The organism is Ruminococcus sp., from assembly GCF_019417665.1.
GTDB lineage: Bacteria > Bacillota > Clostridia > Oscillospirales > Ruminococcaceae > Ruminococcus_C.
Map to the genome: position 1 here is coordinate 17,373 of NZ_DXUU01000031.1, position 17,587 is coordinate 34,959.

A 17,587-nucleotide genomic window follows, 5' to 3' on the forward strand; every position below is an offset into this window, starting at 1 on the left:
AAAAGCCCGCTTACTCGTCATCTGCCATGCATCTGACAGACAGATTCACAGGGAATTCAAATGTGTCCAGTTGTTATTCGCCGATCTTCTTTTCAAATTTATCCTTAGGCATTTCCTTGGGCACTTCGATGGGATAGTCCCCGGAAAAGCAGGCGGTACAGAAGCCCGGCTGTGGGGTCATATCCGGCGAGGTCAAGGACTGCACACCTTCAATGCTCAGATAGCCCAGGGTATCTGCACCGATGTGCTCGCAAATTTCGGGGATAGTCATCTGACAGGCAATCAAGTTGTCCTTGCTGTCGATATCTGTGCCGAAATAACAGGGGTTCGTAAAGGGCGGACAGGAAATACGCATATGCACTTCTTTTGCACCAGCCTCCCGCAACAGATTCACGATACGTTTACAGGTCGTACCGCGCACAATACTGTCATCCACCAGAATAACACGCTTTCCAGCAACCACGCTTTTTACCACGTTCAGCTTGATACGGACAGAATTCGTCCGCATTTTCTGAGACGGCTGAATGAAAGTACGTCCCACATAGCGGTTCTTCACAAATCCCACTTCATATGGGATGCCCGATGCCTGGGACAGACCCAATGCTGCATCCAGACCGCTGTCCGGCACGCCGATCACCACATCTGCCTCTACAGGGTGCTCTTTCCAGAGAATTTTTCCCGCACGGATCCGGGCATCATGGACACAACATCCCTCCACCACGGAATCCGGCCGTGCGAAATAGACATATTCAAATACGCAGAGAGAGGGTTTCTGACCGCAGTGGGTGCGGATGGAACGGATATTTTCCCCGTCCACAACAACGATCTCTCCTGGCTCCAGGTCACGATCAAATGCCGCATCCACACTGTCCAGCGCACAGCTTTCCGACGCAAACACGATGCTGCCGTCTTTACAGTGCCCCATGCAAAGAGGACGGAATCCGTTGGGGTCACGTGCAGCAATCAACTTCTTGGGCGACATGATTACCAGAGAATATGCGCCTTTCAGATCATACATGGCATATTCTACTGCTTCTTCGATGGAAGAACGCTTCAGACGCTGCTCTGTCACTGCATAAGAAATAACTTCTGTATCATTGGTAGTGTGAAAGATCGCACCCTGCAGCTCATATTTTTTTCGCAGGTCGTGTGCATTGACCAGATTTCCATTATGTGCAATGGACATGGGTCCCTTCACATGGCGTACTACGATAGGCTGGGCATTAGAGCGGCTGGGCTTTCCGGTGGTGGAATAACGCACATGCCCGATAGAAATATTCCCTTGTCCGAGCTTTTCCATCTGACTGTTATTAAACACCTCCGGGACAAGTCCCAGATCCTTATGATGGGAGAAAACACCCCGATCATTTACCACAATGCCGCAGCTTTCCTGTCCACGGTGTTGAAGCGCATACAGCGCAGCATATGTCATCGCTGCCACGTCCGTGATCTGCGGAGAATATATGCCGAATACACCGCATTCCTCATGCAGTCCTGTCATCAATTCAATCATTCCCTTCCATTCCAGCAATAAGAACACAGCTGACATTCGGGCTTTCCGACTGCCCGAATTGTCCCCTCCAGTGACTGGAATTCCAGGGAAGTCAGTTTTAAGCGCCGGCAGATCTCGCCCCGGAGCAGTTTGCCTCTTTCTGTATTAGAATTGCTGTACTCGTCAATATACTGCAAGCCGGCAACGCCCTCATTTTCATCGATGATCTGTCTTGCGATCAATTCAAGTTCAGAAGTGCTTCTTGAAAAATTGAGATACTTACAGCCATACATGATCGGCGGGCAGGCAGATCGCATATGAACTTCCTTTGCGCCGTTTTCATAGAGAAACTCTACGGTTTCCCGCATTTGTGTGCCTCTAACAATGCTGTCATCTACAAACAGAAGCTTCTTTCCCCGGATCAGTTCCGGGACTGGGATCAGCTTCATTTTTGCCACTTTGTTCCGCATGGACTGATTGGCAGGCATAAAGCTTCTGGGCCATGTAGGAGTATACTTAATAAAGGGTCTTGCAAATGGAATACCGCTCTTGTTGGCATAACCGATGGCATGGGGAATACCGGAATCAGGAATGCCGCAGACATAGTCCACATCGGGCAGTTTTCCGTTCTGCATATCCGTTTCTGCCATGATCTCACCGTTCCGGGTGCGCATGACTTCCACGTTCACACCCTCATAGCAGGCAGTGGGATACCCATAGTATGTCCACAAGAAGGTACAGATCTTCATGTCGTCTGTGCCCTCGCTCATGATCTCATAGCCATCCTTTGTCAGTTTGAGGATCTCCCCTGCCTTCAACTCGTGGCAGGTCTCATACCCCAGCTTCTGATAGGCAAAGGATTCAAAAGAAAAGCAGTAGCCATCGGAACGTTTGCCGATGAGAATCGGCAGCCGTCCCATTTTATCCCGTGCACAAATGATAGAATCTTCTGTCATGATCACCAGAGACATTGTCCCCTGGATCTTTTCCTGTGCATAGCGGATGCCCTCTACAAAAGAGGACTTCTGGGCGATCAATGCAGCAATAAGACCGCCGGAATTGATACTGCCGCTGCTCATAGTTTCAAAGTTGGCGCAGCCCTGTTTTAAAAGTTCCTCAGACAGCTCCTTAGCGTTTTTGATGACGCCGATAGAGCAGATCGCATAAAGCCCCAACTGAGAGCGTACCATAATAGGCTGAGGATCTGTGTCGCTGATGCAGCCGATACAGATGGTCCCCCGCATACTTTCCACATCCTTTTCGAACTTTGTCCGGAAAGGTGAATTTTCAATGCTGTGGATATTTCTCTGAAAACCAAGCTCCGCAGAATAAGATGTCATACCACCTCGTCTTGTGCCAAGGTGCGAATGATAATCTGTTCCAAAAAAAACGTCAGAAATGCAGTCATTTGCTGAAACTGTACCAAAAAAACCACCCATAGATTATGCTCCAAAAATACGTTTCATAACTTCCTGATATGCTTCTTCTGTACCGCCCAGGTCTCTGCGGAAACGATCCTTGTCCAGCTTTTCATTGGTCTTGACATCCCACAGGCGGCAGGTATCCGGCGAGATCTCGTCTGCCAGGATAATCGTTCCATCAGCCAGGCGGCCGAACTCGATCTTGAAGTCGATGAGACGGATACCAATGCCTAGGAAGAACTGTTTGAGCACCTCATTCACCTTACGGGTATAGTTCTTGATGGTGTCGATCTCTTCCTGTGTTGCCAGACCCAATGCCAGAGCGTAGTCATCGTTGATGAACGGGTCGTTCAATTCATCGCACTTGTAGCTGAATTCTACGATGGGGCAGAGCAGCTGCTTGCCTTCCTCTACGCCCATACGCTTAGAGAAGCTGCCGGCTGCTACATTGCGGACGATAACTTCCAGGGGTACGATGGAAACACGCTTGACTGCGGTTTCACGGTCGCTCAGTTCCTCTACCAGATGAGTAGGAATACCTTCCTTTTCCAATTCCTTCATAATATAATTTGACATGCGGTTGTTGATCACGCCCTTGCCAACGATAGTGCCCTTCTTTTCACCATTGAATGCAGTTGCATCGTCCTTGTAATCTACGATAACAACCTCCGGGTTCTCCGTCGCATAGACCTTCTTTGCCTTGCCTTCATAGAGTTGTTCTGTTTTTTTCCAATCTGCCATTTTCTTTTCCTCCGTGAATAAATTTATATATTCCTCAGCAGTTACCGTATTCCGCCGAGATCTTTGCATCTTTTTCCTTGACACCGTTTTCCATGTCAATTTTCATCTGTTCCAGCTTTGCATCAATCACCGGATCTGAGAGCGCAAGCATCTGTGCTGCCAAAATCGCTGCATTGGCAGCACCATCAATGGCAACTGTTGCCACCGGAATACCCTTCGGCATCTGTACAGTCGCAAGCAGTGCATCCAGACCGTCCAGCGTAGAAGATTTCACTGGGATTCCAATCACTGGAAGCGTTGTATGTGCTGCCAACACACCGCCCAGATGGGCAGCCTTTCCTGCGGCAGACAAAATAATGCCGAATCCGTTTTTCTTCGCATTTCCGGCAAATTCAGCTGCAAGCGCCGGAGTGCGGTGGGCGGACATGACATGTACCTCATAGGGAATGCCGAACTTGTCCAGCTCATCCAGCGCACCTTTTACTACCGGCAGATCGCTGTCACTGCCCATAATTACTGCTACTTTTTTTGACATACGTATTCCTCCTGATTCAGAGCACACGCTCACCTGATTTGTTATGGTTACCACTGAAAACTTACTGATTTTCTGAGATAACCTTATGTAAACAAAAACGCAGCCTATGCGATCTGCATTTCTGTAATTACCCATACTTCCTGTTTATTTTGCTTCATGGTCACGGAAAGAATCTGTTCTTTGACGCCATCTTCCTGCCCCCAGATGCCGATGCGGCACTGCCATGTTAAGGCAAGTTTCCCATCCTCACCTGTATCTGCACTGAGATAGACGATATCTTCCATCCGTGTTACTTTATGTCCTCCCAACGAAATTGTCGAAAGAACTGTATTTTCATGTTCCTGATCTGTGATCTGGCTGATATTTACAAATTCCTGAGATTTCAGCATTTGCAGCAAAAGCAGCATCTGATCTGCCGTTTTCGACCACTGCACCGGCGAAAGCAATGCAGCATCCACACCGTTCCAGCTGACCGTAAAGGAAACCTCCTCTGACGTCCGTACTATATCTGCACGAGTCAATATCAGTGCATCATCCTCCAATGTAAACAGAAATACATCCTCACCTTTTGTCAGGGTCAGAAGCTGACTCTCCCAGGAATAACTGTCCCAGACCGCAGCGTCCACCGGACGAAACCCACTGTCATACAGTACTACCTGTTCGGAATCAGCAAAGGATGCCAGATAATAAGACGGCGTCAGAGCATGCACATCTGTATAAACAAAGGGGGCAACTACATTACCGTCCAGATCCAGCACACCGATCCGTCTGCCCTCTGCCGTTTCCTTTGCAGCAGCCAGGTACTCCGTGCCGATAAAGTGCAGCTGTTCCCATTCCGGCTCAATGAGTGTATTTCCAGCGGCATCTGCAACACCATAGAGATGATTTTCATACTGTATGATCTCGTTGCCGTTGGGATTGATGACCGTATCAGAGCCGCTGCTCTGGGATGCCTCTGAATTTTTCGAAATATCCACAGAAAAGCTGATCGTCGCAATCACAAGGACTACCAGCACAACCACCAAAAATCCCACTACCAGTTTGGCGTGCTTATTCATGGATCAGTCTCCCATCTTATCACTTGGATTCCTTTTCTTCTCTGACATCTTTCTCAGTCTCATGTACCAGATAAATGGGGCGGCGCTTGGTCTCCAGATATGTTTTTGCCAGATACTGTCCGGAAATTCCTGTACAAAACAGCTGCAGACCGCCCATGAGGAAAATCGCACAGATCAGCGTGGCAAACCCCTGCACCGGATCGCCAAACGCCAGCTTCTTAATAATAATGACGATGATCATAACAAACGCCACCAAACAACTGACTACACCCAGGATGGACGAAATTGTCAGCGGTGCTGTGGAAAAAGCAAAGAAACCTTCTAGTGCATAGCGGAACAGCTTCCAGAAGGACCAAGTGCTGGTGCCGGCAGCACGTTCCACATTTTCATATTCAATATATTTGGTACGGAATCCTACCCAGCTGAAAATACCCTTGGAAAACCGATTGTATTCCTTCATGGACAGAATAGAATCCACCATCTGCCGCGTCATAAAGCGAAAATCCTGTGCACCGTCTACGATCTCCGTCTGGGAGATCTTGTTCATGATCTTATAGAACTTCCGGGAGAACCAAGACAGAAGCTTTGGCTCGCCTTCCCGGCTGATGCGCCGTGTGGTGGCACAGTCATATTCTCCGCTGAGAACATAATTATACATTTTCGACAGAAATGCCGGCGGATGCTGTAAGTCGGCATCCATAATAACTACATAATCACCGGTAGCATTTTCCAGTCCGGCATACATACCTGCCTCTTTTCCGAAATTCCGGGAAAAGGAAATATATCGCACACGTGCATCTTGCCGGGCAAGTTCCCGGAGTTTTACCAGCGTTCCATCTCGGGAGCCGTCATTGATGAACAGCAATTCAAACGCAGTATCCGGATGCTCCTCCTGCATCTGTGCCATTACTTTTTGAATTTCTATATAAAAAAGCGGCAACACCTCCTGTTCATTATAACAAGGTACTACAATGGATATTTTTTTCATAATGATCCTTTCTTTCCCACAGCCGCCCCTGTCTGTCAGCAGCTGAATTATGTAAAGAATGCCAATCCCTTTGCCGGACATCCAGCTGAGACATTTCGACACGCTCTACTTATTATACCACCTTTTTTTACACTTTACAATACCTTGACCGGGATATTTTTTTCGTTTTTCGAAAAAATGTGTGAACAAATAAATTTCTCTTGTAGAAAAGCCCAGCGTTCAACCGTCTATCTTGTGTTTTTGCAAAAAATCAGACAACAGCGTTTTATATCTGTGAGACCGATGAGGCATCTGCTGTACCAGGGCGTCTAGCTGTGCTGCCGTCACCAGACGAAGTGCCTGGACTTCTGATTCCTGCATGGTGCAGTCTGTCAGCACAAAAGGCATACAGACATACCAGACATCGTGGAAGCAGCTGCGCCGGCGATCCCGAAACAAAAGCTGCATGGAATCCCGCGGTATCGTCAATCCCACTTCTTCCTTTGCCTCACGCAATGCGCCGTCCAGACTGGTCTCCCCGGCATCCACGGCACCGGCAGTGATATCCCACTGTCCTGGACGTGTTGCCTTCGTATCCGACCGCTGCTGGATCAGAAACAGACCATCGGTATTTTCCAGTATCACATGCGCACAAAGAAAGTACTCCCCTTTGAGTAAAAACGTGCTGCGGTCTGCTGTTCTCCCGGTAAGATTTCCGTTTTCGTCATAAATATCCAGACATTCCATATCAAGCCCATTCCTTTCCAAGCGTTATCCACAGAATCGCTGTAATCCTATTGTATCATGAAACCCGAGTTCACGTCAAGAATGAAATCCCGATTATTTTTCTGATAAAGCATGGACAAAAGTTTCTGTCAAGGTGCTCTTTTCTGAAAATTGCATGAAAATTTGCAGAAACCGCTTTTTTTCGTGGAAAATTTGTGGTATACTATTGGATATTATCTCCGGCTGCACAACATGATATATACCCATGTACCTATGGTACACCTTAATGATGCAGTCGCTACCACATTCTTGTTTTTATCTGGAAAGGAATGGATAAACTATGTCAAATTGGAGAGCACGTCTGGCACAGTGGATGCAGGGACGATACGGCGGAAATGATACATTGAACAAGTGGCTTCTGGGTGCATTTCTCATCTTGCTGCTGCTTTCCCTACTGCTCCAAAGCAATCTTTTGAATCTGCTGGCGATCTTGGTTCTGATATATTCTTATTTTCGGATCTTTTCCAGAAATATCACAAAGCGTGCTGCGGAAAACCAAAAATTCCTGGAGCTGACACAGCCTATTCGCCGTTTCTTCGGCGGAAAGAAGGCTGCCGGACAGTACAGCAAAACTCACCGGGTGTATGCCTGCCCCAGCTGCGGTCAGAAAGTGCGTGTGCCCAAGGGACGGGGTAAGATCGAGATCACTTGCCCGAAATGCCGTACGTCCTTTATCAAACGGAGCTAACTACTGCTATGTACGGATATATACGTGCCTACAAACCAGAGCTTCGATTCCGGGAATATGATGTCTACCACGCCTGCTACTGTGGTTTATGTGAAGCATTGCACCGGCAATACGGTACAGCTGCATGCTGGACCCTCAGCTATGACATGACCTTTCTGATCCTGCTGCTAACAGGATTATATGAGCCGGAGGAACAGGAAGAACGGTGCCGCTGTACAGCGCACCCTTTTCGGAAGCAAATACATCTTCAGAGTGAAGTGACATCTTATGCGGCGGATATGAGCATTCTGCTATATCATGACAAGTGCATGGATGACTGGATGGATGAGCGGAAAATCTCTCGCCGTGCCGCTGCCGGCGTTCTACATCATGGTTACCAGCTTGCACAAAAAAAATACCCAGAAAAGGCAAAACGAATCGCCGCACAGCTAGATGTGCTTCACGCCATGGAAAAAGCCGGGGAAACAAATCCTGAGCTGCCTGCCGGATGTTTCGGGACGCTGCTGGGAGAATTGTTTGTCTGGAAAGACGATGTATGGGAAAAAGACCTGCAGGATGTGGGATTCTATCTCGGAAAGTTTATTTATCTGCTGGATGCTTATGACGATCTAGAACACGACCGCAAAAAAGGATGCTACAATCCCCTGCTTGGCTTATCCGTATCCGACCCGGCATTTCACCAGACCTGCGAACAATTGCTGCAAATGATGATGGCATCCTGCGCTTCAGCGTTCGAACGGCTGCCCATTCTGAAATATGACGAGATACTGCGCAATATTTTATATGCTGGTGTCTGGACGCAGTTTTATCAAAGAAAAAAGAAATACGAAAGACAGGAGAACGATCATGGATCCATATGAAGTGCTGGGAATTTCCCGCAACGCCAACGACCAGGAGGTCAAAAAAGCTTATCGTGCACTGAGTCGAAAATATCACCCCGATGCCAATGTGGGTAAGCCGGATGCAAAAGCCTATGAAGAAAAATTCAAACAGATCCAACAGGCATATCAGACCATTATGGACGAGCGGCAGAACGGTGGTGCAAGCCGAAACTACAGCGGCTTTCAAGGGCGAAGCCGCAGCGCCGCCGGCTCCGGAGACGAAAACAGCATTCACATGCAGGCGGCTGTCAATTTCATCCGAAACGGCAGATTTTCAGAAGCGGTCCGTGTACTGGAAGGCATGAAAAACAAAAACGCCAACTGGTACTATACCGCCGCTGTTGCCCACTCCGGCGCCGGAAACAACGCTACAGCTGTCCAATACGCCCGCACCGCTGCACAAATGGAACCAGGTAATTATGAGTACCAACGACTTGTGCAGCAACTGGAATCCCCAGGCTTTTCCTACCAGCAGATGCAGCAGCCCTATATGAACAGCGGCAGCTGGGACGACTCTGGCTGTCTCCGATGCTGTGCCGCCAATCTGCTCTTGAATATGCTGCTCAACTGCTGCTGCCACTGTTAAAATATAGCACTTCAGTTAAACCGGACGGGGAATTCCCTTCCGGTTTTTTTGGAACTTTTGCACAAGAATTTCTTCTTAAACTGTGGCATCTGAAAAAAATGACAGGCATAGGCAGAAAATTTCCGCAAAGGTGTTTACTTTTCCTGCAAAATATGATAAGATAACAAGGGCAGCACTCCGAATGTGATTCGGCTGGGCTTCCATTTTCCCATGCCTATTTTCTGAATGAGGAGATTCTGTGATGTTTTTCAACCATAAAAATACAGATCAAAATCAAAATCATAATCCATTCTTTTACTATGGCGGAAATTATCCCGGGGAAACATCTGAACCATTTTATCACACCGGCGTGACAGAATACCAACTGCGTGTCTCGGTGTCCACGCACATTGGAAAAGTGCGGGGCAATCACGAGGACAACTTTTATCTGGAAGGTCTGTACATGAACGACATCTTCCGGAATGACTTTTCTGCGACCTATACCATCCGCCATGCGGACGGTATGAGTTTTGCAGTTTTTGACGGAATGGGCGGCGCTGCGTATGGCGAAGTTGCATCTGAGATCGCAGTGCAGACGCTGCGGAAATATGAGAAAAAGCTGAAATATGCAGACGGGACACGAATGCTGGATCAGCTTATCTCTTCCTATACCACAGAAGCAAATAATGCAGTCTGTGCCATGCTCACAGAAAAACACTGTCTCAGCGGCGGAACGACCTTTTCCATGCTCTACTTTTTAGGAGATGCCGTAAAGTTATATTACCTCGGCGACAGCCGGATCTATCGTTACAAGCAGGACGGTCTGACCCGACTCACAAGGGATCATACCGTTGCGAACCAGAAAGTGGACGCTGCAATTTATACAGAGGAAGAAGCAAAACGAAGCCCCGATCAGCATCGCCTGACGCTGTTTATCGGTTCAGACCGCAATAAAGCGGGGTTAAATGCGGACAGCAGACCCCCGATACCGCTGGAAGTGGGCAGCAAATTTGTACTCTGCACCGACGGATTAACGAACATGTGCAATGATGATGAGATTTTCGAACTGCTTTCCCAGAATTATTTCAACGAAGCCGCAGTGCTGGTACAGGCTGCACTGCAAAACGGCGGTTCTGATAACGTCACCTGTATCGTTCTCGAAATTTTACCGGCAACGCCGGAAGAAGACGCTTAAATGGTTTTTCCGAGAATCTGTCATAGAACAAAAAATGCGCACAGTGCTTTTCATTTGCACTGTGCGCATTTTTTATCATTGGGAACGTAATCGTTAGATACGCTCTACCTTCATCATATTCGTCGTATTGGAAACACCTACCGGTGCGCCGGCTGTGATAACAACAATATCACCCCGGTTAACAAAATCAGACTGTATTGCTGCATGAAGTGACGCATCGAACAGAGCATCCGTATTAGACACCTCGTCTACCAGCACCGGATATACGCCCCAGCTCAGGTTCATCTGACGGCGGACACGCTCGCTGACGGTACAGCTGATAATCGGGCAGCAGGGACGATATTTTGAGATCTCTCGTGCCGTCACGCCAGACATGGTCACTGTCAGAATGGCAGCGGCATCCAGGTCATGGGCGGTGGTTACTGTCGCATGGGCAATGGCATTAGCGATATCGTCATTTTTCTTAGTGCGGCTTGCAGAGTGCATTCCCTTGTAGTCAATGTCATCCTCTGTGGTACGTGCGATCAGATCCATGGTGCGGACAACCTCTACCGGATATGCACCCGCAGCAGTTTCGCCGGAAAGCATGATCGCACTAGTGCCATCATAGATCGCATTGGCAACGTCTGTGATCTCCGCACGTGTGGGACGGGGGTTAGAGATCATGGATTCCAGCATCTGTGTGGCAGTGATCACTTGCTTGCCTGCCTGATAACCCTTGCGGATGAGTTCCTTCTGAACCGACGGGATCTGCTCAAAGGGGATCTCTACACCCAGGTCACCGCGAGCAACCATGATACCATCAGATGCCTCCAGGATCTCATCAATATTCCGCACACCCTCTACATTTTCGATCTTGGCAATGATGCGCACATCGAACCAACCCAGGCTTTGTGTATATTTCCGCAGATAGTCAATATCCGCAGAAGTCCGGACAAAGCTTGCTGCAATAAAGTCGAATCCGATCTTTGCGGCAAATTCCAGGTCATTTTTGTCGTTCTCGCTGAGATATGGCATGGACAGCTGTACACCCGGTACGTTGATGCCCTTGTTATTGGAGAGCACGCCGCCATGAATGACATGGCAGACAACGGTTGTTGCAGTGACCTTTTCCACGACCATTTCAATGACACCATCGTTGACCAGAATATGCACGCCCGGCTTCACGTCACGGGGCAGATTCTTGAAAGAAACACTCCCCACCTTGTCATCGCAGAGCACATCGTCCGTGGTCAGCGTGTAGGTATCTCCTGTCTCAATAGTCACAGGCTTATCATCCACAAAGCGTCCTAGACGAACCTCTGGACCTTTGGTGTCCATCAGTGTGGCAATGGGCAAGCCCAGCTCGTCACGCAGACGCACGATCTGCTCAAAACGGCGCTGGTGTATCTCATGGTCACCGTGGGAAAAATTGAAACGAGCCACGTTCATGCCAGCAAGCATAATCTGACGCATAATAGAATCGTCATCTGTTGCCGGGCCAATGGTACATACGATCTTGGTTTTTCTCATAATATTCACGCATCCTTTTTCTCATTATCAAGCGTTTGCTTTTCCATTATCAGTATACCACAAAAATCCGAAAATGAAAAGTTATTTTTATGGGAAGATTTTTTGTTTTTTCTTTGTATTCATAATTCCAAATAGCATATTTCTTTCAAAACATAATCAGAAAGCAAATCATGCCCTTTCCTCCAGCCAATTTGTTAAATTTTCTGAAAGGATCATACGATTTTCTGCATCAGACAATTCCAGTGCAAAGAATCGTTCCAGCTCTTCCCCATAGTCCCACATGGGATAATCTACCCCGAAGAAACAATTCTCCGCACCGAAATGGGCAATCAACTTCCGTATCTCCTCCACCGGCAAGAACGGCAGGCTGCTGCTGGTATCGAAGCGAATCCGCCCATCGGGCTGTAAGATCTCATGAGCTTCTTTCCAGCGCCCCCAGCCGCCGAAATGGGCTGCAATGATACGCAGTTTCGGGAACTGCCGCAGTACCATGGCAAGCCGGTAAGGATGGGACAAATCTGATCGAGAATCCCCCATGTGCATCAGAATGGGCAGTCCGGAACTTTGTATCATATCATACATGGAATATGCCGCCGGATCGTCAATGGGAAAGTTCTGGAAATCCGGATGCAGCTTTACGCCGTGCAGCTGCAATTTTTGCAGCTGTGCAAAATCCTCCTCCATGGTCTCCGACCGGGGATGAAGTGTACCAAAGGCAGTGCACATGGGATATGCCGCCGCACAGGATGCCAGAAAAGCATTGATGGAGTACACCTGGGATACTGTAGTCGCCGGAGAACAGATCAAAAAGCTGTCGATTCCGGCAGCAGCACCGTTCTCCAGCATTTCCGAGACTCTCCCATGATACTGCATGGGCAGGTCGTAGAAGTGTGAAATGCCGTCTGTTGCTTTTTCTGCGATCTTATCCGGAAAAATATGGGCATGGGCATCTATGATATGATAACCATTTTTCAAGAAACATTCCTCCTAACTCTAGAGTTCCTCGCTTCTTAATATTATGACAACTTTTTGATCTTGGCATAATTGGCCATAAGCTTTTTGGTACCTACCTGATCAAATCCAACTTCCAGCATAGCATCGTTACCCATTTTGGAAACAGAGAGCACCGTTCCATCACCGAATACATTATGGCGCACACGCTCGCCTATCTGGAATTCCTTAGGTGCAGCGGCAGGCTTTTTGCTCTTCTGGGTGGCGAGCTGCCTCTGGAGCGAAATGGACTGCACTGTATCCACCTGGGATTTTTCTTCCTGCTTGGGCTTTTTCATGGTGTAACTGCTCTTGCGCTGGATCAGGTCTGCATCGATCTCTGTCAGGAACTGGGACGGCAGATTGCGCATAGTCATACCGAACAGCATACGGCTTGCGGCAGTACTGATGGTCAGCTTTTCCTTTGCACGTGTCAGCGCCACATAAGCAAGGCGGCGTTCTTCCTCCAGATCGCTCTGGGAATCCAGACTGCGCATTCCCGGGAACACGCCCTGTTCCATGCCCACCAGGTAGACATTTTTGAATTCCAGTCCTTTTGCCGAGTGAATGGTCATGAGCATTACCACATCCTGTTCCGGCTCATACTTGTCCACATCGGTATACAAGGAAATCTCCTCCAGGAATCCACCCAGGGACGGCGCCTCTGTCTCGTTCTGATAGGACAGAATAGAGGATTTCAGTTCCTCGATATTCTCCAGACGGAACTCACCCTCATCCCCCATTGCCTGAAGCATGGCACGATAGCCTGTCTGTTCCAGAAGTACGTCTAGAAACTCCTCCAGCGGCAGCTCCTGAGATGCTGCGATGAGTTCGTCCCACATAGCGGCAAATTTTTGCAAAGCTGCGGCCTTTTTGGACAATACCGGAAACTCGTCAGCAGTACGCACGACTTCCAAGGGTGACAAGTGCAGATCCCGGGTAATGTCAATAATCAGAGACAAAGTAGCATCGCCAATACCACGTTTCGGCTCATTGACGATTCGCTCAAAGCGAACCATATCATTCGGATTTTCTACAATGCTCATGTACGCTGTAATATCTCGAATCTCTTTTCGGTCATAGAAACGGGTACCGCCATAGATCCGATATGGGATATCACTGCGCACCAGCATTCGTTCCAGCATATTGGACTGGGCATTCATGCGATACAAAATGGCATTGTCACCAAATGCGCCGCCCTCTTCCGCATATTTTAGGATGGAATCCGCTACATATGCAGCCTCGTCCGATTCATCCGCTGCCTTATACCAGGTGATCTTTTCCCCGGTACCCAGTTCCGTCCAGAGATGCTTTTCCTTTCTGCCCTCATTGTTGGCAATAATGCTATTTGCCGCATCCAGAATCGTCTGGGTGGAACGATAATTCTGCTCCAAACGAATCACCTGGCAGTCGGGGAATTCCTGTTCAAATCCAAGGATATTCTCAATGGTAGCACCGCGGAAACGGTAAATACTCTGGTCATCATCGCCCACAACGCAGAGATTGCCTCCGTCACGGGTCAGCAAAGAGATCAGCTGATACTGAGCGTGGTTGGTATCCTGATACTCGTCCACAAGGACATAGCGGTAGCGTGCCTGATACTTTTCCAATTCCTCTGGGAACTGACGGAACAGTTCTACAGTCAGATAAATAATATCGTCAAAATCCAGAGCATTGGATTCCCGCAGCCGCCGCTGATATGCCCCATAGAGCTTTGCGATCATCATCCGGCGGTAGTCCCCTGCGGCATCCTCCAGCATCTGTGCCGGGGAGATCATAGCATCCTTTGCCATGCTGATCTCCTGAATGACACTGCGGGGCGGGAATTGTTTCTCAGAGACCTCGCTGTCTGCGATACATGCTTTCATGAGCCGTCTGGCATCGTCTGTATCATAAATGGCAAAGTCACTGTCATACCCCAGAAGGGAAATACTCCGGCGCAGGATCCGGACACATGCCGAGTGGAATGTGGATGCATGGATCTGCGCAGCTTCTTCCTCACCCAGCGTTGCCGCAAGACGGGCACGCATTTCTCCGGCTGCCTTATTGGTAAAGGTGATCGCCAGAATATTCCACGGGCGGATGGGAGCAACTGCAAGAATCTCCCGGAGTCGCTGGAGATCCTCCGGTTTTTCTCCGGAGATGTACCCTTTCAGCCACGCAGCGTCCTCCTCAAAGAGATTGCCCTTTGCCTGGGCATAGCCGTCTCCGAAGTAGATCATATTGACAATACGATGGATGATCGCAGTGGTTTTGCCGCTTCCGGCACCGGCAAGCACCAGAACCGGTCCGTTTACAGAAAAAACCGCCTGCTGCTGACGATCGTTCAGCCCATCAAAATATTTTTGAAACGCCTTTCGCTTCAGCGCAATGCATTCTGTTTCTGTCATAATCCCTCTCCTCACTTTTAAAAACCGCACACGCATATCGTGCAGCACGATCTATCACAACATTTCTATTATACCATATCTTTTCCCATTTGAAAAGACATCCTAAAATTTTTTCACATTTTCAGATAGAGGAACTGGAAAGTCCAGGGCAGCAGTAGGAGAAATATGGCATCGATGCTCTTTTTATACATGGAAAATAGCAGATATTTCTGCATAACCTCCAGCTTTATTACTATTTTTATTACCATATATTTTGAATTGACAAAATGCACTTTTTCGGGTATCATAAAACCAATCATTCGCATTTGTGGGTTGGTTCTGTTTTCTGGCAAGACTGCATATATATAGAAATGTGTATTGCACATCGGACGACCAAAGGAGGAATTTCATGCAGATATGGAAAAAAACGTTTTCTGGGCTGACAGCAGCCTTTTTACTGTGCACTGAATGGCAATATACCTCTTACGCAGAAGAATTTATCCCCGGCGGCAGTGCAGCTCAGCCTGCCATTGCTGCATACGAGGACTGGATGCAGTTTGAAACGCCGGACACCAATACCCCCGCAATTGACGAAGATGGCTGTCTGAACTATGCCCTGGCAAAAATGAGTGTACGCTATAATCTCCCAGTACCCGGTGCGGATGCGCTGACGGATTCCCACACCTACTACACGGCATTTACAAAAAACATACTGAAATCGGGTATGCCGAAAATGCAGCGTGTTGCCGCAACATATGCAGAATATCTCACGCTGGGCGAAACGGTCTGGCTCTCCGGCAGTATGGAAGAACGCATGGAACAGGCATATACCATCTGTGCCGCTAAAGGCGATGGTCTGGAGTGGAGTTATATCCTGCAAATGACAACTGCGTCGGGCAGCGATCACTATGTGCTTGTAGATTGTGTCGATCTGGAAACCCAGAGGCTATATCTGCTGGATTCTGGCTCCTGGTACATTGATTATTTGGGAGATGAAAAGTCTACAGAAAAGGGCTATTTTATTACCGCCGTGCACCCCTATCACATCCAGTCCGTTCCCGGCGATCTGGACGGCGACCTGCAATTGACCGCAGCAGATGCAGAACTACTTCTCCGGGAAAAGGCAGCCCCTAAAACTGAAAATGGCGACGCCAACCACGATGGTACTATTGACACCGGGGATGTGGTATATATTGCACATGTAGCGCAGTATGATGCCATGGAAACGGCGCAGTGTGCTTTACAGTCAGACGATCTTTCTGGAACAACTGCTCTATCTGAAGCAAAGCCGGAACAAGAAACTGTCTCAACACAGCCGTCTGCTTCAAGCAAATGGAACGGACAAATCTTCCAGAAGCAACTGGAACGAACCGAACAGATTCCATAACGTATGTACTCACCGCTATAGCACAAAACCGCCCTCTGACCCAATTGCAGAGAGCGGTTTTGTTATTCCTGAGTTTCCCCGACGTTTTCTCCAGCACGAAGAGCAGCTGTTCTGGCATCGTAATCATCCAGAAAATGATGATATTCATCACCCTCGTGATAAGAAATGATCGTGCGCAGATTCACATTACACACGCTGTTAAAAATATTCTTTTCCACGCCGGGATTGATCTTTTTCAGCTGTGCGATCAGTGCCTTTGTCTCCTTGCGCTTGGACATGGTCTCCTGTTCAGGATTTTTCTTTGTCATTTTGCAGGCACATTGAATGAAATGCAAGTCATTTGCCTCTGCCCATCGGATAATATCCGCTTCCCGCATATAGTACATGGGACGGATCAGCTCCATACCAGGAAAATTTGCACTATGCAGCTTGGGCATCATGGTCTGGGTCTGGGAACCGTAAAGCATACCCATGAGAATGGTCTCAATGACATCGTCAAAGTGATGCCCCAGTGCGATCTTATTACAGCCCATCTGCTGTGCCGCATTGTAGAGATGTCCCCGGCGCATTCTGGCGCAGAGATAGCAGGGGTGGTGGATCTGCTTATCCACCACATCAAAAATCCGGGTCTCAAAGGTATGCAGAGGAATTTGGAGCGTTTCTGCATTTTTCTGAATCAATTCCCAGTTTTCCTCGGCGTAACCCGGATTCATACATAGAAATTCGATCTCAAAGGGAATATCACTGTAATGATGCAGATGCTGCATACATTTTGCCATGAGCATGGAATCTTTTCCGCCGGAAATACACACTGCGATCCGATCCCCCGGCTTCACCAGTTCATATGCCTTTACGCCCTTGATAAACGCATTCCAGATGGGTTTGCGAAAGCGTTTGATAATACTCCGTTCAATTTCTTGACAGCGTGACAGACGTTCCATCTGCATCTCTCCTAGTATAATAATGATATAGTCAAAAGACGGTTCTGAGATAGACAACC

General features: G+C 48.2%; 16 protein-coding genes. 5 read left to right on the top strand and 11 right to left on the bottom strand.

Annotation, left to right across the window (positions count from 1 at the left end):
• Positions 1–73 precede the first annotated feature (73 nt).
• The 7 genes from purF to QZ375_RS09020 form a co-directional block, all read right to left on the bottom strand.
• A complete protein-coding gene (gene purF, locus QZ375_RS08990; protein ID WP_295218098.1) occupies positions 74–1,513 on the bottom strand; it encodes an amidophosphoribosyltransferase in 1,440 nt (479 codons plus the stop codon).
• Positions 1,510–2,931, bottom strand: coding sequence for an amidophosphoribosyltransferase (locus tag QZ375_RS08995; RefSeq protein ID WP_295218100.1), 1,422 nt, complete (start codon positions 2,929–2,931; stop codon positions 1,510–1,512). Before QZ375_RS08995 ends, purF begins: the two co-directional genes overlap by 4 nt.
• Positions 2,932–2,934: 3 nt before the next feature.
• The gene (gene purC, locus QZ375_RS09000) at positions 2,935–3,654 is read right to left on the bottom strand and encodes a phosphoribosylaminoimidazolesuccinocarboxamide synthase (RefSeq protein WP_295218103.1); all 720 of its coding nucleotides are present in this window, start codon (positions 3,652–3,654) and stop codon (positions 2,935–2,937) included.
• A gap of 34 nt (positions 3,655–3,688) precedes the next feature.
• Positions 3,689–4,189, bottom strand: a complete 501-nt coding sequence (gene purE, locus QZ375_RS09005) for a 5-(carboxyamino)imidazole ribonucleotide mutase (protein WP_295218105.1) — start codon at positions 4,187–4,189, stop codon at positions 3,689–3,691.
• 104 nt (positions 4,190–4,293) lie between these two features.
• Positions 4,294–5,247, bottom strand: a complete 954-nt coding sequence (locus tag QZ375_RS09010) for a WG repeat-containing protein (RefSeq protein ID WP_295218107.1) — start codon at positions 5,245–5,247, stop codon at positions 4,294–4,296.
• A 19-nt stretch (positions 5,248–5,266) separates the two neighbouring features.
• Positions 5,267–6,235 carry a glycosyltransferase family 2 protein gene (locus QZ375_RS09015; protein ID WP_295218109.1) on the bottom strand — a complete coding sequence of 323 codons (969 nt, stop codon included), beginning with the start codon at positions 6,233–6,235 and terminating at the stop codon, positions 5,267–5,269.
• A gap of 219 nt (positions 6,236–6,454) precedes the next feature.
• On the bottom strand, positions 6,455–6,961 hold the full coding sequence (locus tag QZ375_RS09020; protein WP_295218111.1) for an NUDIX domain-containing protein: 507 nt from the start codon (positions 6,959–6,961) through the stop codon (positions 6,455–6,457).
• Positions 6,962–7,280: 319 nt separating this feature from the next.
• Here QZ375_RS09020 and QZ375_RS09025 point away from each other — a divergent pair, with 319 nt between their 5' ends.
• The 4 genes from QZ375_RS09025 to QZ375_RS09040 all read left to right on the top strand — a co-directional run bounded on the left by QZ375_RS09025 (position 7,281) and on the right by QZ375_RS09040 (position 10,329).
• A complete protein-coding gene (locus QZ375_RS09025; protein WP_295218114.1) occupies positions 7,281–7,688 on the top strand; it encodes a hypothetical protein in 408 nt (135 codons plus the stop codon).
• An 8-nt stretch (positions 7,689–7,696) separates the two neighbouring features.
• Positions 7,697–8,548 (top strand): DUF5685 family protein, encoded by an 852-nt coding sequence (locus tag QZ375_RS09030; RefSeq protein ID WP_295218116.1) that lies wholly within the window; start codon positions 7,697–7,699, stop codon positions 8,546–8,548.
• On the top strand, positions 8,535–9,155 hold the full coding sequence (locus tag QZ375_RS09035) for a DnaJ domain-containing protein (protein ID WP_295218118.1): 621 nt from the start codon (positions 8,535–8,537) through the stop codon (positions 9,153–9,155). The genes QZ375_RS09030 and QZ375_RS09035 overlap by 14 nt, the downstream gene beginning before the upstream one ends.
• A gap of 241 nt (positions 9,156–9,396) precedes the next feature.
• On the top strand, positions 9,397–10,329 hold the full coding sequence (locus tag QZ375_RS09040) for a protein phosphatase 2C domain-containing protein (RefSeq protein ID WP_295218121.1): 933 nt from the start codon (positions 9,397–9,399) through the stop codon (positions 10,327–10,329).
• Positions 10,330–10,422: 93 nt separating this feature from the next.
• On the opposite strand, the gene pyk is transcribed toward QZ375_RS09040, so the two are convergent.
• The 3 genes from pyk to QZ375_RS09055 form a co-directional block, all read right to left on the bottom strand.
• Positions 10,423–11,841 (bottom strand): pyruvate kinase, encoded by a 1,419-nt coding sequence (gene pyk / locus QZ375_RS09045; RefSeq protein ID WP_295218122.1) that lies wholly within the window; start codon positions 11,839–11,841, stop codon positions 10,423–10,425.
• A gap of 168 nt (positions 11,842–12,009) precedes the next feature.
• Positions 12,010–12,816: an amidohydrolase family protein gene (locus QZ375_RS09050; protein WP_295218124.1), complete on the bottom strand. Its 807-nt coding sequence runs from the start codon at positions 12,814–12,816 to the stop codon at positions 12,010–12,012.
• 41 nt (positions 12,817–12,857) lie between these two features.
• Complete coding sequence (locus QZ375_RS09055) at positions 12,858–15,221, bottom strand: UvrD-helicase domain-containing protein (protein WP_295218126.1); 2,364 nt, start codon at positions 15,219–15,221, stop codon at positions 12,858–12,860.
• Positions 15,222–15,609: 388 nt separating this feature from the next.
• On the opposite strand from QZ375_RS09055, the gene QZ375_RS09060 reads away from it, so the two are divergent.
• Positions 15,610–16,587 carry a hypothetical protein gene (locus QZ375_RS09060; protein ID WP_295218129.1) on the top strand — a complete coding sequence of 326 codons (978 nt, stop codon included), beginning with the start codon at positions 15,610–15,612 and terminating at the stop codon, positions 16,585–16,587.
• A gap of 62 nt (positions 16,588–16,649) precedes the next feature.
• Here the strand turns inward: QZ375_RS09060 and QZ375_RS09065 are convergent.
• On the bottom strand, positions 16,650–17,587 hold a 938-nt coding region (locus tag QZ375_RS09065), incomplete at its 5' end, for an ATP-binding protein (protein ID WP_295218131.1).

What these genes read in the sequence shown, in the direction of transcription:
- QZ375_RS09055 (WP_295218126.1), bottom strand. Translation starts at nt 15,221, where the DNA reads ATGACAGAAACAGAATGCATTGCGCTGAAGCGAAAGGCGTTTCAAAAA.
- QZ375_RS09040 (WP_295218121.1), top strand. Translation starts at nt 9,397, where the DNA reads ATGTTTTTCAACCATAAAAATACAGATCAAAATCAAAATCATAATCCA.
- QZ375_RS09010 (WP_295218107.1), bottom strand. Translation starts at nt 5,247, where the DNA reads ATGAATAAGCACGCCAAACTGGTAGTGGGATTTTTGGTGGTTGTGCTG.
- QZ375_RS09060 (WP_295218129.1), top strand. Translation starts at nt 15,610, where the DNA reads ATGCAGATATGGAAAAAAACGTTTTCTGGGCTGACAGCAGCCTTTTTA.
- QZ375_RS09025 (WP_295218114.1), top strand. Translation starts at nt 7,281, where the DNA reads ATGTCAAATTGGAGAGCACGTCTGGCACAGTGGATGCAGGGACGATAC.
- QZ375_RS08995 (WP_295218100.1), bottom strand. Translation starts at nt 2,931, where the DNA reads ATGGGTGGTTTTTTTGGTACAGTTTCAGCAAATGACTGCATTTCTGAC.
- QZ375_RS09035 (WP_295218118.1), top strand. Translation starts at nt 8,535, where the DNA reads ATGGATCCATATGAAGTGCTGGGAATTTCCCGCAACGCCAACGACCAG.
- purC (WP_295218103.1), bottom strand. Translation starts at nt 3,654, where the DNA reads ATGGCAGATTGGAAAAAAACAGAACAACTCTATGAAGGCAAGGCAAAG.
- QZ375_RS09020 (WP_295218111.1), bottom strand. Translation starts at nt 6,961, where the DNA reads ATGGAATGTCTGGATATTTATGACGAAAACGGAAATCTTACCGGGAGA.
- purE (WP_295218105.1), bottom strand. Translation starts at nt 4,189, where the DNA reads ATGTCAAAAAAAGTAGCAGTAATTATGGGCAGTGACAGCGATCTGCCG.
- pyk (WP_295218122.1), bottom strand. Translation starts at nt 11,841, where the DNA reads ATGAGAAAAACCAAGATCGTATGTACCATTGGCCCGGCAACAGATGAC.
- QZ375_RS09015 (WP_295218109.1), bottom strand. Translation starts at nt 6,235, where the DNA reads ATGAAAAAAATATCCATTGTAGTACCTTGTTATAATGAACAGGAGGTG.
- purF (WP_295218098.1), bottom strand. Translation starts at nt 1,513, where the DNA reads ATGATTGAATTGATGACAGGACTGCATGAGGAATGCGGTGTATTCGGC.
- QZ375_RS09030 (WP_295218116.1), top strand. Translation starts at nt 7,697, where the DNA reads ATGTACGGATATATACGTGCCTACAAACCAGAGCTTCGATTCCGGGAA.